This is a genomic window from Chryseobacterium sp. 27AL (assembly GCF_057815395.1).
The window spans coordinates 1,134,668-1,151,174 of the sequence record NZ_JBYRIW010000001.1 but is presented as its reverse complement, the minus strand read 5'-3'; the positions used below and the strand labels follow the sequence as shown (position 1 = coordinate 1,151,174).

At 36.0% G+C, this 16,507-nt stretch carries 10 protein-coding genes; 8 read left to right on the top strand and 2 right to left on the bottom strand.

Annotated features, from left to right (window positions below; translation table 11 throughout):
- Positions 1 to 162 precede the first annotated feature (162 nt).
- The gene (locus tag AC3WV0_RS05040) at positions 163 to 465 is read left to right on the top strand and encodes a GIY-YIG nuclease family protein (RefSeq protein WP_488844513.1); all 303 of its coding nucleotides are present in this window, start codon (positions 163 to 165) and stop codon (positions 463 to 465) included.
- Positions 466 to 743: 278 nt separating this feature from the next.
- Here AC3WV0_RS05040 and AC3WV0_RS05035 read toward each other — a convergent pair whose 3' ends face one another.
- Positions 744 to 2,066 (bottom strand): lipase family protein, encoded by a 1,323-nt coding sequence (locus AC3WV0_RS05035; RefSeq protein WP_488844511.1) that lies wholly within the window; start codon positions 2,064 to 2,066, stop codon positions 744 to 746.
- A gap of 598 nt (positions 2,067 to 2,664) precedes the next feature.
- Here AC3WV0_RS05035 and AC3WV0_RS05030 point away from each other — a divergent pair.
- From AC3WV0_RS05030 to AC3WV0_RS05010, 5 genes are all read left to right on the top strand, one after another.
- Entirely contained in the window at positions 2,665 to 5,379 is a 2,715-nt protein-coding gene (locus tag AC3WV0_RS05030) for a class I SAM-dependent DNA methyltransferase (protein WP_488844510.1), read from the top strand.
- Between the two features lie 70 nt (positions 5,380 to 5,449).
- Complete coding sequence (locus tag AC3WV0_RS05025; RefSeq protein ID WP_488844508.1) at positions 5,450 to 7,453, top strand: DEAD/DEAH box helicase; 2,004 nt, start codon at positions 5,450 to 5,452, stop codon at positions 7,451 to 7,453.
- On the top strand, positions 7,446 to 8,645 hold the full coding sequence (locus AC3WV0_RS05020; RefSeq protein ID WP_488844506.1) for a GIY-YIG nuclease family protein: 1,200 nt from the start codon (positions 7,446 to 7,448) through the stop codon (positions 8,643 to 8,645). Before AC3WV0_RS05025 ends, AC3WV0_RS05020 begins: the two co-directional genes overlap by 8 nt.
- A gap of 215 nt (positions 8,646 to 8,860) precedes the next feature.
- Positions 8,861 to 11,314: an AAA family ATPase gene (locus AC3WV0_RS05015; protein WP_488844504.1), complete on the top strand. Its 2,454-nt coding sequence runs from the start codon at positions 8,861 to 8,863 to the stop codon at positions 11,312 to 11,314.
- 2 nt (positions 11,315 to 11,316) lie between these two features.
- Entirely contained in the window at positions 11,317 to 12,756 is a 1,440-nt protein-coding gene (locus AC3WV0_RS05010) for a 5-methylcytosine restriction system specificity protein McrC (RefSeq protein WP_488844502.1), read from the top strand.
- A 52-nt stretch (positions 12,757 to 12,808) separates the two neighbouring features.
- On the opposite strand, the gene AC3WV0_RS05005 is transcribed toward AC3WV0_RS05010, so the two are convergent.
- Entirely contained in the window at positions 12,809 to 13,165 is a 357-nt protein-coding gene (locus AC3WV0_RS05005) for a hypothetical protein (RefSeq protein ID WP_488844500.1), read from the bottom strand.
- A 60-nt stretch (positions 13,166 to 13,225) separates the two neighbouring features.
- Here AC3WV0_RS05005 and AC3WV0_RS05000 point away from each other — a divergent pair, with 60 nt between their 5' ends.
- Both AC3WV0_RS05000 and typA read left to right on the top strand, forming a co-directional pair.
- Positions 13,226 to 13,504, top strand: a complete 279-nt coding sequence (locus tag AC3WV0_RS05000; RefSeq protein WP_488844498.1) for a DUF1294 domain-containing protein — start codon at positions 13,226 to 13,228, stop codon at positions 13,502 to 13,504.
- Between the two features lie 753 nt (positions 13,505 to 14,257).
- Entirely contained in the window at positions 14,258 to 16,063 is a 1,806-nt protein-coding gene (gene typA, locus AC3WV0_RS04995) for a translational GTPase TypA (protein WP_090001021.1), read from the top strand.
- Positions 16,064 to 16,507 lie beyond the last annotated feature (444 nt).

The following is a 16,507-nucleotide window of genomic DNA, read 5'->3' as shown; positions in this document are numbered from 1 at the left end:
CGACATCTCATCTACTTTCAGGTAAGGTGGCTTCGACTCCGCTCAGCCACCTTTGCAGTGTTAGTGTTTGTTAAGTTGTACTGGAACGATGCCTTAGGCTCTCGAAGGCAGAGTAACCCAATATTCCGAAAAGTTTTTATCTTTAAAATTAAAATAATACAAATGATGAAAGGATGGATGTATATTCTCCTCTGTGCCGCCGGCAGCTACTACACCGGAAGCACCAACGATCTCAAACGCAGGATTACCCAACATCAAATGGGCGAAGGTGCCAATCACACAAAAAAGAGGCTTCCCGTAAAGCTCATTTATTACGAAGAGTATGACCGCATTGATCTTGCTTTCTACCGTGAAAAACAAATCCAGGGCTGGAGCCGGAAAAAGAAGGAGGCGCTGATCAGGGGAGCACCGGAACTTCTTCCTTTACTGGCCGTTGCTTACAGGGATCTTATAAAGGATGAATGAGGTGGCTTCGAGAGCCTCAGCCACCTTTGAAATGTTAGTGTTATATAAGTGTAATGAAACGATGCCTGAGGCTCTCGAAGGCAGAGTAACCCGACATCTCATTTGCTTTCAGGTAAGGTGGCTTCGAGAACCTCAGCCGCCTTTGAAATGTTAGTGTTATATAAATGTACTGGAACGATGCCTGAGGCCCTCGAAGGCAGAGCAACACCAAACCACCTGCCACAGCAACGCTGCAACAGGTGGTTTTTATATGAAATCAAATTATCCGGAGTTGTTTTTTATATCTCCATTGCCGGTTTTAGGGCGGTTAAGGCGCGGGACGAAATCCAGCTGATGATCTGAACAATGATTCTGGCGATCATTTCGTCTCTGGTGATCTTGGATACTCCTTTTACCAGTCCGTGTAAATTCGTTTCAGGTAAAGGCTGCGGCAGGATAAGTCCGGTCACAGCGGGGGACGAACCATTGGCCGGGATTCCGGAATAGATTTCCACATGCTGGATGAACAATTGTTCCACATAATCCTGCATCGACTGCGGCGGAACATTGATGGTGGAAGTCCCATTCGAATGCTGAAGCGTTCCCGGTAAGGAAGCGTTTTGAATTCTCGTATAAGGAGCCCCTGATTGTGAAGCATCATACACCGCAAAAGCCTGGAGGGCACTCAATGCAAAAGCCGTCCACCGGTCCGGGGAGTGGCCATATAAATCGGCGACCATCTGCAGATCCTGTTGCTGCCAGGCGTGGGGTACGACGTCAAGGTCGTTCCAGTGCATGGTATTCCAGCTTTGGTAAGGAAGGGACTGAGGTTGCCAGCCGGATGGCAGGGCCGGAAATGTCTGATTGAAAAGATCGGCAAAATTCACTTCTCCCGGTGTTGGTCCGGCGGTAGGGTATACCAGGGTAAGACCGAAAGCATCCAGCTTTTTCTGCTCTTTCAGGTAAAGCGCAAGGGTAGGAGACAGGGCTCCGGCAAGACTGTGACCGCAAAAAATGATGGCCGTATTCGGATCGGGTTTCAGTCCGCTCAGGAAGTTTTCGAGTGAAGTGTTCGGTGCTGCGGCTGTTCCCGGTGTGATCAGTCCCATAAGGTTGCTGATTCCCGTCGCCATTCCTTTAGAGATAAACGGTACATTGTTTTGATAAGGCTCTGGAGTAAAGCCTGACGGATTATAGGTCGTCCAGTTCACCACTTCAGAAACCGCAAAATCTTCCGATTCCCAGTCGTACAATGAGTCCGGATTGGTGGCAGCAATGGCTACGACATACGTAGGAATTACAGGTCCTCCCGGAAACGCCACGGCATCACACTGCGCTATGAATACCGCATTGTCGGCAACGCCATCCTGGTTCATTTCCACTAAAGCCGGTCCCCAAACCAGGTTCCAGTTTCCTAATACGGGTGTGACGGATGGATCAGCGGTGGAAGGCTGAGTTTGATTCATGCTCTTTACAGGCGGCACCTCATTTAAATAGAAAGAAAGGTCGTACTGCAGCTGTTCCTGCAGTTCACTGGCAGTCCCTTTGTACCCACCGGTACGGCCTACAAGGCAGGCCATTCCGAATACCTGCTGGTAAGCGTCTAAACTTGGATTGTTCATGGTGTGTTTGGTTTTAGTTGTGGCTGTTTCTTAAAGGATAGCGGTTGAAGCTTATGCCTTTAAAGAACAAAGTAAAGTTCGGGATAAAGGGTGATGAGGAAGTCAGTGGAAATGACTAAAATGAGGATTAGGTGTTTGTACGGATGATTCTTTCGTAACCATAAATTATTGTCATCATGTGAGATAAGTCATCATGTCTTTACGGGTTTAAGTAAGAAACGATTGTTTTTTTTATTTATATTTGACAAAACTTTCAACCATGAAAAAACTGTTCTTATTAAGCACAATACTTTGTGCATTATCATTTTTAAATCTATTTTGTCCCTTTACTAAAAGCTAGTAGTAATTACACTTTTAATAGGATTGTTATTTCAACTTTAACGATCAATGTATTGTTGTTTATACACATTGAATATTGAACAGGTAGAAAAATATTGATTCTTTAATCATCTATATTGATATAAATGTTATTATAGCATATCTATACAAGTGCATTATCTTTTGCTTCTCAGAGTAGTTTTTACAATCATATCTATTAACATGATAACTTATAAAAATAATTATTTTGGCTATATTTGATACCTTTAAAAATGAAGTAATGAAACCACAGGAAATAAAGCAGAAATTATCTGATATTGTAGCAAACTTAGACAAAGAAAACTTCATTTATGATTTTCTGTTGGCTTTTGGTATTTCAAAAAATGCTATTACCAGATTAAGAAAAGGTGACTCTAATCTGTCAAAAAAAGAAAGAGAATTACTATATAAAAATAAAATATACTTTAAGGAAGAAATCGCTGAAAATCTTTTAGATATAATTGACGAAGCTGTAAAAGACGAAAAGATTCTAAAGCATAATCCTCGTTTCATTGTAGTTTCAGATTATGAGACGATTGTGGCCGTCGATGTGAAACTAAAAGTCAACAAACGATTTTCTTTTGCTGAACTTCCTGAACAAGTAGAGTTTTTCTTGCCACTTTCTGGTGCAGAAATTTACAAAGTTTCCACTAATAACAAAGCAGATAGAGATGCTGCCTATCAATTGGGCCGATTGTATGAAATTTTGGTAAATGACAATCCAGAGTGGTTGGCAAATGGCAGTCATCATCTTAACTTATTTCTTTCCCGATTGCTGTTTTGTTTTTTTGCGGAAGATACGGGTATTTTTGAGGTAGAAAACATCTTTACTGAAACGTTAGTAAATAATACCAATGAAGATGGTTCTGATGTAAATGTTTTTTTGAATATTTTATTCAAAAAGCTAAATAGCAAAACAGGCGATTTCCCTGATTATTTAAAAGATTTTCCGTATGTAAATGGTGGCCTTTTCAAAGATGAAATTATCTGTCCAAAATTCAGTAAGAAATCGAGAAACATATTGGTAGAATCTGGCGAATTGAACTGGAGCGAAATCAATCCGGATATTTTTGGTTCGATGATACAGGCGGTTGCAGATCCTGAACAAAGAAGCAATTTGGGAATGCATTACACTTCTGTGGAGAATATCTTGAAATTGATTAAGCCACTATTTTTAGATGAGCTCGAAGATGAGTTTGATAAAAATATGGAAAATCCAAAAGGCTTAAGAAAATTGATTGATAGGATTTCTAAAATCAAATTCTTTGATCCAGCCTGTGGAAGCGGAAATTTCCTCATTATTACCTACAAAGAAATACGGAATCTTGAAGTTAAGGTTATTCAACAACTTATTGCTTTAGAAAATGCCAATTTATTTGGAGGTCAAAGCTTTGTGAGCAATATCAAACTCTCGCAATTCTACGGAATAGAAATAAAAGATTTTGCCCACGAAATGGCAATTCTTTCTCTCTGGTTGGCAGAACATCAGATGAACTTATATTTTGATGAAAAGTTAGAAGGCTTTGGTAAATCTGAGCCTATTTTACCATTGAAACAAGCAGGAAATATTGTTGCAGGAAATGCGGCACGAATAAACTGGGAAGAAGTTTGTCCTAAAAGTGAAGGCGATGAAATTTACATTATTGGGAATCCGCCATATTTAGGAAGTAGGAACCAAGATGCAGAGCAGAAATCTGATATGGAATTTGTTTTCCGAACAGATTATAAAAGTTTAGATTACGTTTCTATTTGGTTTTATAAAGGAGCAAAGTTTATTAAAAACTGTAATGCGCAATTAGCATTAGTTTCAACCAATTCTGTTTGCCAAGGTTTATTGGTTGCATTGACTTGGCCAAGAATTTTGAATGAAAATATTGAGATTTCATTTGCTCATCAATCATTTAAATGGTCAAATAACGCCATCGGTAATGCGGGGGTAACTGTAATAATTGTAGGTTTAAGAAATAAATCTACAAAACCCAAATATCTTTATAGCAATAATATTCGCAAAGAAGCTAAAAACGTAAATGCTTATTTGTTAGATTGTGCAGATGTTATTATTGAAGGTAAATCAAAGTCTTTGTCTAAATTCCCACAGATGCTTTTTGGTAATATGCCAAATGATGGTGGTAAGCTTTTGTTTTCAGAAGAAGATTATGAAGAATTTAAAGCTAGTAATCCCAATCAAACAAAGTTCATAAAGAAATTTATTGGAGCACACGATTTTTTAAATGGAGGACATCGTTATTGTTTATTTGTTGAAAATGACGAATATGCTGAAGCTAATTTGGTTCCAGCCTTAAAAGATAGATTTGAAAAGGTGTATGAACACAGAATCAAGAGTAGTGAAAAAAGCACAAGAGAAAAGGCCACAACTCCTAATTTATTTTATTTTTCAGGTCATAAAGAAACAGATTCTATTTTAGTACCTCGTCATTCATCAGAAACAAGAGAATATATACCACTTGGCTTTTTTAATAGCGACACTGTAATTGCAGATTCAGCAATGGCAATTTATGATGCAACACCGCTAATTTTTGGCATTCTCCATTCTAAAATGCATATGGTTTGGGTAGATGCAGTCGGTGGAAAATTGAAAACAGATTATAGATATTCAGCAAAATTGTGTTACAATACTTTTCCATTTCCTGAAATCAGCGAAAAGCAAAAACTGACTATTAATGAATATGTGTTTGCTATTTTAGATGAACGTGCGAAATTTCCGGAGAAAACGATGGCTTGGTTGTATAATCCCGAAACAATGCCCAAAGGTTTAAAAGAGGCACATCAAAATCTGGATAAAGCCATAGAGGAAATCTACAGAATGGGAAATCCTTTTACTTCGGATGCAGAACGTCTGGAACATTTGTTTAAGCGTTATGATGAGATGACCAAAAAAGACACGCTTTTTGCGAAGCAAAAGAAAACAAGAAAGAAAAAATCAGATTTATCTTAAGGCAGCATTGTCAGTTTGAGCTTGTCGAAGACTTAAATTATTAAGAAAATCAATAATTGTAAAGAAGAAAATGGAAAAAGATAACCATACCGATTATATAAAACCCATCAACTTAGTTAAAGTGGAGTATGCGCAAACAGGGCAAAGCAAAAAGACCAATGAATTGGGAATGCGTGAAATGCAGGCAAAAGCGTATGAAGCCAGAACAGCTAAGTACCTTTTGCTAAAAGCACCACCAGCATCGGGAAAATCTCGTGCTTTGATGTTTATTGCACTAGACAAATTAATCAACCAAGGCATTAAAAAAGTAATTGTAGCTGTTCCAGAGCGTTCCATCGGAAATTCTTTCAGTCCTACAGAATTAAAAAAGTATGGTTTTTTTGCCAATTGGGAGCCCAATCAAAAATATAATCTTTGCACACCGGGAAGTGATGCTGGAAAAGTAAAAGCATTTCATCAATTTTTGCAAAGCGATGAGAAGGTTTTGATTTGTACACACGCCACTTTGCGTTTTGCATTTGAGGGGTTAGATGAAAAAGAATTGAATGATTGTTTGATAACCATTGATGAATTTCACCACGTTTCAGCAGATGGCGATAATAAATTAGGAAATGTAATGCGCAATATAATGGCTAATTCTAAGGCTCATATTGTGGCAATGACAGGCTCATATTTCCGAGGGGACAGTGTTCCTGTTCTATTACCGGAAGATGAAGAGAAATTTGTAAAAATGACGTACAATTATTACGATCAATTAAATGGCTATGAATATTTGAAATCTTTAGGAATTGGATATCATTTTTATCAGGGGAGATATTACAAAGTTCAGCCGGAACATAATATGTCTGCATTAGAAGAAATTCTGGATGAAGATTTAAAAACAATTATTCATATTCCGAGCGTAAACTCGGCAGAATCATCTAAACAAAAAAATGATGAAGTAACTCACGTTATTGACTGTATTGGCGAATTAGACTATCAGGATTCTGAAACAGGAGTGTTGTTTGTTAAAAGCAAGCGAAGCGGAAGGATTCTGAAAATTGCAGATTTAGTGAACGATAATCCAAAAGATAGAGATAAGATTGTAGCTTATTTGCGTGGTGTAAGCTCAGCCGATGATATAGATATGATTATCGCATTAGGGATGGCTAAAGAAGGTTTTGACTGGCCCTTTTGCCAACACGCTCTAACCATAGGTTACAGAGGTTCATTAACGGAAATAATACAAATTATTGGTAGAGCAACCCGAGATAGCAGCAACAAAAAGCACGCTCAATTTACCAATTTGATCGCACAACCTGATGCAGTAGATGACGATGTTAAACTGGCGGTAAACAATATGTTGAAAGCCATTACAGCGTCATTACTTATGGAACAAGTTCTTTCTCCAAACTTCAAATTTAAGCCAATGGATAATGATGAGGATGATTTGGAAGATGAGGAAGGGGAAAATGGAAAACCAACCATCAAAATACGTGGATTTAAAACACCAACCTCTCAGCGTGCAAAAGATATTATAGAAACTGACTTAAATGATTTGAAAGCACGCATTTTACAAGATGATACTATGCTAAAAGCATTACCAGGAAATTTAGAACCTGAAGTTATCAATACGGTTCTGATTCCGAAAATCATCAGAGAAGTGTACCCAGATTTATCAGAAGATGATGTAGAAGCGGTTAGGCAATATGTAGTGGTAGATTCAGTAATAAAAAATAGTACTGTTGAAGAACAAGGTTCTAAGAAATTTATAAAAATGGCAGGAAGTTTTGTAAACATTGACGATATTAATATTGAATTAATTGACCGTGTAAATCCTTTCCAGAAAGCATTTGAAATTCTTTCTAAAAGTGTTACTACTTCAGTTTTGCGTGCAATTCAAGATACCATCAATATAACTAAGATTGAAATGACAGAGCAGGAAGCCATTATTCTTTGGCCTAAAATAAATGTTTGGGTTAAAGAAACTGGCGAAAAACCAAATATTCAATCTACTAATCCAATTGAGCAGAGATTAGCTCAGGCACTTCTATTTATTCAAGATGCTAAAAGAAAAAGAATGCAAAATGGCTAAGACTTTAGATGATATATTTAATGAAGATGACTTTGGTTTATTAGATTCCAATGAGAAAAAATCTATTATCAAAACAGATGAAGACCGTCTTATAGAGTCTTTTGAAGAAATCAATAGTTTCTTTGAGAAAAACAAAAGAGAACCGTCCATCTCTTCCATTGCTGAATATTCTTTGTTGGCTAGGCTGAAAGAATTTAGAAATAATGAAAGTAAAAAAAGGATTGTAAAACCATTTGATAGGTTTAATCTGCTCGGTGAAGTAGAATATGAAACGCCATCAATTGATGAAATTATAAGTGATGATGAATTGGGATTGCTTGATTCGGATGGAGATAATTCTATTTTTGAATTTAAGCATACGCCTCAAATTGATAAAAGAGCAAAAGCAGAATCAATCGCACAAAGAAAATCATTGTCTGATGATGACTTTGCTAAATATGAGGTGATGTTCCAGAATGTACATCGTGATTTAAAATCAGGGAGACGAAAAATGCTTCCTTTTAATGATGCTGAAACTAATCTTAAGCAAGGTAATTTCTATTTGGTAGATGGTCTTTTAGCTTATTTGGAATCATCCGACGCAGAAAAAACTCTTAAAGAGAATAAGACTGGTGATAGAATACGTTTAGATGGACCTACCACAACTATTTTTGAAAACGGAACAGTTTCTAATCTGCTTTTTCGTTCGTTAGGAAAAGCTATTCAGAAAAGTGGAAAACTAATCACTCAACCTATTGATGATATTGAGAAAGATTTAGCTGTAAATTCAGGAATGGTAAAAGAAGAAGATATAGAAAGCGGTTGGATATATATTCTAAAATCTAAATCTGAGAATCCTGAGATAAAAAAATTAAATGATCTTTATAAAATTGGTTTTTCAAAAGTTCCTGTAGAAACAAGAATTAAGAATGCAAATAAAGAAGCGACGTATTTGTATAGTGAAGTAAGTATTGTAGCAAAATACAACTGTTATAATATTAATATACAAAATTTTGAAAATTTGCTGCATCGCTTATTTGCATCTGTTTGTTTAGATATTGATTTATACAATGCTGATGGGAGAAGGTTTATACCTAGAGAATGGTTTGTTGTTCCCTTAGAAGTTTTAAATGAGGCAATTGAATTATTTATTAATGGTGGTATAATAAATTACCGTTTTGATAATGTGCAAAATAAAATAGTTCTAAAATAAAAATGAAATTATCCAAAAACAATGGTAAGAAAAAATAAAAAAAAGGATGGAAATCATTCTCCTTAACCCAACCAACAATTTTATTTAAATAATAAGAAAACTTCAAACAAAACCAAGAACGCTCTTCCTTACGAGACTGGCTTTTGCCGATGCTGATGAATGGGCAAGTGAAGGTGGAGTAAGAACTAAGATAAAAAAACTAATAACTATAACCCATGATCCAAGAACTTTTTCAAAAAAAATGGAATCAGTACAAAGGAGAATTTTTTAAAGATTCTTCGATATACGACGAGAAATACAAATGGAACGTTTTAAAGCAAGTTTCAGATAAATGGAATTGGAATATTGATGATAAAATCACAATGTTTAAAGAAGCTTTTGAAGTAAAAGGCAGGAATAATCTTTGGACAAGCATTAACTATTACCCGACCACAATGGCAAATTGGTTTTTCAATGATTTTCCGGATGAAACATTGGCCGCCTTTGAAAACCTTTTTGATGAAGAGGCAGACCTTCTTACACGTCTCGATGATTTTAAAAAATATTTTGATAATCAGCTTATATTACTTCAGGCTAAATATCCGGATAAAAAACTCAATTATCACAGTCAGGACATCCGGTCAATGTCGCTTTATCTGTTTTTGCAAAACCCATCAAAATATTCACTTTTTAAATTCAGCTTTGTTAAAAATTTTGCAGAGCAGTTGGGTATGGGCTTTATAAGGAAAGGACAAAACCATAATTATATCATCTATCTTGAAATTCTCAATCAGATTAAAGAAATCATACTTTCTGATCCATTCATTCAGCAGTATCGGCAATACAATACTGAAAACAATCTTTATACAGATGAGTCTTTGCATTTGCTGATTCAGGATTTCATGTACTGTTCAGTTACTTACAATCATATTTCCGAAAAAAGATATTGGCTCTATTCTCCGGGAGAATCTGCTTATAAATGGGATGAGTTTTATGATCTCAGAATTATGGCTTTAGGATGGGATGAACTTCAGGATCTTAACAATTATGCAGATAGAGATGAAATCAAAAGTGCTTTGTATGATGCCTACGGAGGGAATGAAAATAAGTCTAATGCTACCATTGCAAATGATGAATTTATCAACTCAATGAATATCGGTGATATCGTTATCGTTAAAAAAGGAAGAAAACAACTGATGGGATTTGGGGAGGTTAGCTCAGATTACTATTATGATGCAGATAGAGAAGATTATAAACACGCCAGACAAGTTGAATGGAAAAAGAAAGGAGAATGGGATATAGATCAACATATGGCTGTAAAAACGCTAACTGATATTACGGGATATGACTCCGGATTAGACGATGGCAAAAAATATTATGAATATTTACTTTCAATGATGGATAATAATTCAACTAAATATAAAAATGAGCATATTGTAAACTTGCTCCAATACAAAAACCAAATCATACTACAAGGTCCTCCCGGAACGGGAAAAACAAGAGAAGCAAAATCAATTGCACAAAATATGTTAGGACTTGATGAAAAGGAACTTCAAAAAAGCGAACAATTTAAAATCATCCAGTTTCACCCGAGCTACACCTATGAAGATTTTGTTAGAGGAATTGTTGCAGAATCAAAAGGTGATAAAATTGAATATAAAAATGTTAATAAAATTTTAGGGGAGTTTGCTGATGCAGCGTTAAAAAATTATTTAGATTCAAAGAAAATCCCGGAACAAATTTCAAAAGAAAACTGGGTAAATACTCAGTATGTTAAATTTAAAGAAAGTATACAGAAAGAAATTGAGACGGATAATGAAGTATTGATTAAAGAAGGAACAAAACCAAAGATTACTTTTGTTGAAGATGATTCCCTGAGAGTGAATCGTTACAGTAACGAAAACGATTCTGTTCTGGTTAAGGATTCGGATATTATTAATGGTTATATAGGGTTGTATTTATCCGAAATGACAAGTAAGATCAGAAACAATGAATTGTTGTCTAAATCTGCAAGAAGCGGAATGTACTATCTTTATCAAAACCTAGTAGAAAAGTTTAAAAAGTATCTTGATGAAAATAATTTGCAGTATAATGCAACAAACGAGGCTAAAAAAATAGAGAAAAAGCCATACATTCTTATAATTGACGAAATCAACCGCGCCAATCTCTCTTCAGTTCTTGGCGAATTAATTTACGCATTAGAATATCGTGGTGAAGAAGTTGAAAGTATGTATTTGGTAGACGATTCATTAACGAAAAACAAAATTGTACTTCCACCAAACCTCTACATAATCGGAACCATGAACACCGCAGACCGGAGTGTAGGACATATTGATTATGCCATCAGAAGAAGGTTTGCTTTTGTGGATGTTATGCCAAAAGATTTAACATCAGAAATGGAAGAAGGAAAATTTTATACAGATCTGTTTTCTGCTGTAAAAGTACTTTTCACAGAAAATGAGTATGAGACTAAATCAGATTTTATTTCTCAGGAATTTGAACCAAAAGATGTGGCTTTAGGACACTCTTACTTTATTGATAAATCAGAAGAAGGAGGAGATATGAAAGTACGCTGGAATTACGAAATTAAACCTATCCTTCTTGAGTATGTAAGAGATGGAGTTTTAAAAACTGATGCTTTGGGACAAATTAATGAAATTGAAAATCAATTTACTTTAAAAATTGAGTAACGATGGGCATCATTCTGAAAGAACATATTTCTCATGCATTAACGATTACAGAAGAAGAGTCTCTTTTTGAGTTAGAAAGGGATAAGCATCTATTCTGTTTGCCTAATCAAAGTATTGAGATATCACCACGTACTTTTAAAAAAGAGCGTGGCAAAGAATATTTGTGTTTTAAGAAGCATCAAATTGCTGATAAGATAATTAATGTCAGTTCCGATTATTACGTAGGCATAGACTGGCTTACAAAAGATAAAAGTCGCTATATAAAAGTAGAACCTAAGCTGAATAATAAGCTTGTAGAATCTTTCGAAAAGGTTTCTGATACTGACAATGAAAAGATTTCTGAAAAGGAAATTGAACAATGGGATAAAAAGAATAAAGAAGAGATTCAATCTTCAGGTAGAGAATATGAAGTAGATGTCATCGGAATGCTCATGCAGATCATGTCTCACTCCGAGGTGTCCAGGCATACTGAAAATTTACTGCTTGTCGATTGGGAAGATCAGGAGCTTTTTATTAATCAAAAGCATGATTTATTAACTCCTTTTCTGGTGGTTAGATTTCTTAATCTATTAAAAGACATCGCCAGAAAAGGTCTAAAAAAATCTTATTATAAAAAGCAGGAAAGTCTTAGAAACAGAGTTAGGGGTAAAATTTTAGTCGGACAGCAGATCAGACAGAACGTTTTTAAGAACCGACTGACGAATACCGTCTGCGAATATCAGGTATTCGGAGAAGATTCTCTGGAAAATCGTTTTTTAAATAAAGTATTTATTTTCTGTACCAACTACGTAGAGAACAATAAGATTTATTTTAAAGATAAGGATGAAATTTTTTGGTTGATCAATTATATTCGTCCGTCTTTTGAGCATATTGGATCAGAGATAAATATACAGGAAATTAAAAATTATAAGCATAACCCTTTTTTTAAAGAGTACAAAGAAGCAATAAGCATCGGACAGCAAATCTTAAAAAGGTTCTCTTATAATATTACCAAAACGACAGAAGAGAAAATCTCTACTCCTCCGTTTTGGATCGATATGCCGAAAATGTTCGAGCTGTATGTCTATGCCCAATTATTGAAAGACAATCCTGGACTCCAGGCAAAAGACTTCAATTATCAGCTTTCAACGCATGGAAATGCTTTGGATTTTTTGATTTGCAGTGGTGATAAAAAAATTGTGGTGGATGCTAAATATAAACTGCATTATAATTACAGTCAGGTGCATAATGATATAAGACAGGTTGCGGGCTACGCAAGACTAAATAAAGTAAAAAATAAATTCCCTCAATTAAATGAAGAAATAGAATGCTTGATTATTTATCCAAAACCAATTGATGGTATTTGTAAGAATAATTTAAATCTAGGTGAATTACAATGGGATGAAATTAATGCCTATCATAAAGTTTATAAAATAGGGATAAATTTACCGGTGATAAAATAGATTGAATTTGAAATAGTTGTTTGAGATTGCTTCGCTTCGCTCGCAATGACTTTCAATTCAGTACTCCACCTCCAAATATCCTCACCGCATACTCATTCCCCAGAAACCTCGGATCCCCGTGCTTTTCGGACCAGAAGCCATCCAGCACATCTTTGTTGATCCAGCTGTAGACGGCAGTGCCTTTGTAAACTTCCTGATCTCCGCCTTCATACCAGAAGTTGATGACCAGGATGCCGTCTTTGTAAAAGCCGGTGCCGTGCTGTTCGTGGTCACCAATCAGCCATTCGGCAATGATACGTTGGTTTTCGTCAAGGGATAAGGTCAGGATTCCCTGGTAAGCGCTGGTCCCGGGTTCTTCCTGATTGCTGCCGTGTATGGCATACGTTCCGGCGAGATCTTGTATGGTCATTGATAGTATTTACCGCAAATGTAAAAATTCCGGATCATTTTTTTGTGCTAGATTTGCGTAATGTTTTATGCAGTAACAGTCATCAATATCATCAGTTTCATCCTCTTCGGGATTGACAAACGGAAAGCCGTCAGACACCAGCGGAGAATTTCCGAATCCACCTTATTATCGTTTACCTTTTTAGGCGGAACGGTGGGCGCGTTGCTGGGGATGCTGATGTTCAGGCATAAAATTTCAAAAAGATCATTTCTATTGAAATTCTTATTAATCATTCTTATACAGGCTGTTTTGATCTGTTATTGTGGTAATTTTCTGAATTCAATGAATAAACTTGTTTAAACTTTCTATTTAACCGCAAAAGGTGCAAAAGATTGGGATGTTATTAAAAATGTTTTACATCAAGAATCTCTTAAACGCAAAGAAAAAATGTTTTTTTATGGATAAGTAAAGCAAAGAAATTTCCGTCAGAGACGGATAACTAAGCGTTCGCTTAAAGGCAGAGTAATCTGCCCTCTTTGCTTTCTCAAAATATTTAGACTGAAAAATGAAACTTTGCGTTTATAAACTTTATGGGATGTTATTAAAAATGTTTTACATCAAGAATCTCTTAAACGCAAGGAAAAAATGTTTTTATGGATAAGTAAACCAAAGATTCCGTCGGAGACGGATGATTAAGCGTACGCTTAAAAGGCAGAAGAAATCTGCCCTCTTTGCTTTCTCAAAGAATTAAACTGAAAACGAAAACTTTGCGTTTATATAATTTGCAAAAAATTATATCGAGGAGTTGTGATTTGAGGACAAATTTAATTCCCGATACATTTTTCTTCACTTAAAGTTCGAATTGACGAATCGTATTCAAAGATCTTTCTTAACCCTTCATAACTCCTTAAACACATCGTAATGGTTAAAAAAAATAACGTTTTAAAAGATGATCGGTAATCTTCTTTTATTTAAATCGTTTTATAGAATATATCCAAACACGTCTTACAATGATTTCTGTTAAATAAGCTCATTATTAATTTGTTAATTAACAAAACTTATTAGCGAGTATTTCATTAAAAATCACTACTTTTGCACCCGTAAAAATCTTTTATGCAAAACATTAGAAATATTGCGATCATCGCACACGTTGACCACGGTAAGACGACCCTGGTTGACAAGATCATCCACGCTACCAATATTTTCAGAGAAAATCAGGAGAGTGGGGAGTTAATTATGGATAACAACGATCTTGAAAGAGAAAGAGGGATCACGATCTTATCCAAGAATATTTCTGTTACTTATAAAGACACGAAAATTAACGTAATTGATACACCCGGTCACGCCGACTTCGGGGGAGAGGTAGAAAGAGTACTGAAAATGGCAGACGGGGTAATCCTGTTGGTGGATGCCTTCGAAGGGCCAATGCCACAGACCAGATTCGTACTTCAGAAAGCGTTGGAATTAGGACTAAGACCTTTGGTAGTAATCAACAAAGTAGATAAGCCAAACTGCCGTCCGGATGAGGTTCACGACCAGGTATTTGACCTGTTCTTCAACCTTGATGCAACGGAAGAACAGTTGGATTTCCCAACATTCTACGGATCTTCTAAGCAAGGTTGGTTCAACACTTCCTTAGAGCAGACTGAAGACATTTTACCATTATTGGATGGGATCCTGCAGTATGTTCCGGCACCGGTAGTAACGGAAGGAAACCTTCAGATGCAAATTACTTCGCTTGATTACTCTTCTTTCTTAGGAAGAATCGCCATCGGAAAAGTGACCAGAGGAGAGCTTAAAGAATCGCAATGGATCGGTCTTGCCCAGGCAGACGGTAAAATTGTAAAAGGAAAAGTAAAAGAATTATATGTTTTTGAAGGATTAGGAAAGAAAAAAGTAACCGAAGTACAGGCAGGAGATATCTGTGCTGTCGTAGGTTTCGATGCTTTCCAGATCGGGGACTCATTTGTAGACCTTGAAAATCCTGAGCCATTGGAAAGAACAGCCATTGATGAGCCTACGCTGAACATGACGTTCTCCATCAACAATTCCCCTTTCTTCGGGAAAGACGGTAAATATGTTACCTCTAACCACCTGAAAGAAAGATTAACCAAAGAATTAGAGAAAAACCTGGCATTAAGAGTTCAGCAGACAGATGATGCCAACACTTTCTTAGTATTTGGTAGAGGGATTCTTCACTTATCGGTTTTAATTGAAACAATGAGAAGAGAAGGGTATGAAATGACGATCGGACAGCCACAGGTAATCCTGAGAGAAATCGATGGCGTAAACTGTGAGCCTTACGAATCATTGGTAGTTGACGTTCCTGAAGAGTATGCATCAAGAGTAATTGACCTTGCAACGCAGAGAAAAGGTGACCTTCACATCATGGAAACCAAAGGAGAAATGCAGCACATGGAGTTCGAAATTCCTTCAAGAGGATTGATCGGATTACGTTCTCAAATGCTTACGGCTACTGCGGGAGAAGCGATCATGGCGCACCGTTTCACAGAATATAAGCCTTTCAAAGGGGCTATTCCTGGAAGAAACAACGGGGTATTGATCAGCAAAACCCAAGGGCCGGCTACCGAATATTCTATTAACAAACTTCAGGACAGAGGTAAGTTCTTCGTAGATCCGGGAGAGGAAATCTATGCAGGAATGATTATTGGTGAACAAAACAAACCTGGTGACCTTGTCGTAAACATCGTTGAAGCAAAACAGCTGAACAACATGAGAGCGGCAGGTAAAGATAAAGATACCGGAGTAGCACCAAAAATCTTATTCTCTCTGGAAGAATGTATGGAATACATCCAGGCTGATGAAGCCATCGAGGTAACACCAAACTTCATCCGTATGAGAAAGAAAATCCTTTCCGAAGAAGAAAGAAAAAAAGTGGAAAGATCAGCGAAAGCGTAATCAACCCTTTATATATACAAAGCTCCGATTTGTCGGAGCTTTTTTTTGTTTAAATAATATAAGAATCCCTGAATAAAAAAGATCCGCGTCATCTGCAAATTAGCGGGAGTTAAATTCTAAACTTATTTCCAAAGGATAATAAACGAAATGTATTATTAATATTAACATTAAGGAATTCAGTTTGTTAAGTGGTAAAAAAATAAGAAATCAATTAATTAATTGATTTAATTAAGTTATTTAAGGAATTAAGCCTTAATTTCTTAATGTTAAAAAATATATTTAGAATTTAAACACGCTCTTAGTGTTTTAAAAATAATGCGGTATCGAGATGCTTTCAACATGAAAATCTCATAATAAAAAAATAAATCTTTATCATAACATCATATACACAACCGTAAAACAGTTTATTGAATGAAATCTGCATCATCCGTAAAATCAGCGTGA

Excerpts from the sequence above, each read along its gene's own strand:
- AC3WV0_RS05010 (WP_488844502.1), top strand. The coding sequence starts at position 11,317 with ATGGGCATCATTCTGAAAGAACATATTTCTCATGCATTAACGATTACA.
- AC3WV0_RS05035 (WP_488844511.1), bottom strand. The coding sequence starts at position 2,066 with ATGAACAATCCAAGTTTAGACGCTTACCAGCAGGTATTCGGAATGGCC.
- AC3WV0_RS05030 (WP_488844510.1), top strand. The coding sequence starts at position 2,665 with ATGAAACCACAGGAAATAAAGCAGAAATTATCTGATATTGTAGCAAAC.
- typA (WP_090001021.1), top strand. The coding sequence starts at position 14,258 with ATGCAAAACATTAGAAATATTGCGATCATCGCACACGTTGACCACGGT.
- AC3WV0_RS05020 (WP_488844506.1), top strand. The coding sequence starts at position 7,446 with ATGGCTAAGACTTTAGATGATATATTTAATGAAGATGACTTTGGTTTA.
- AC3WV0_RS05040 (WP_488844513.1), top strand. The coding sequence starts at position 163 with ATGATGAAAGGATGGATGTATATTCTCCTCTGTGCCGCCGGCAGCTAC.
- AC3WV0_RS05000 (WP_488844498.1), top strand. The coding sequence starts at position 13,226 with ATGTTTTATGCAGTAACAGTCATCAATATCATCAGTTTCATCCTCTTC.
- AC3WV0_RS05005 (WP_488844500.1), bottom strand. The coding sequence starts at position 13,165 with ATGACCATACAAGATCTCGCCGGAACGTATGCCATACACGGCAGCAAT.
- AC3WV0_RS05015 (WP_488844504.1), top strand. The coding sequence starts at position 8,861 with ATGATCCAAGAACTTTTTCAAAAAAAATGGAATCAGTACAAAGGAGAA.
- AC3WV0_RS05025 (WP_488844508.1), top strand. The coding sequence starts at position 5,450 with ATGGAAAAAGATAACCATACCGATTATATAAAACCCATCAACTTAGTT.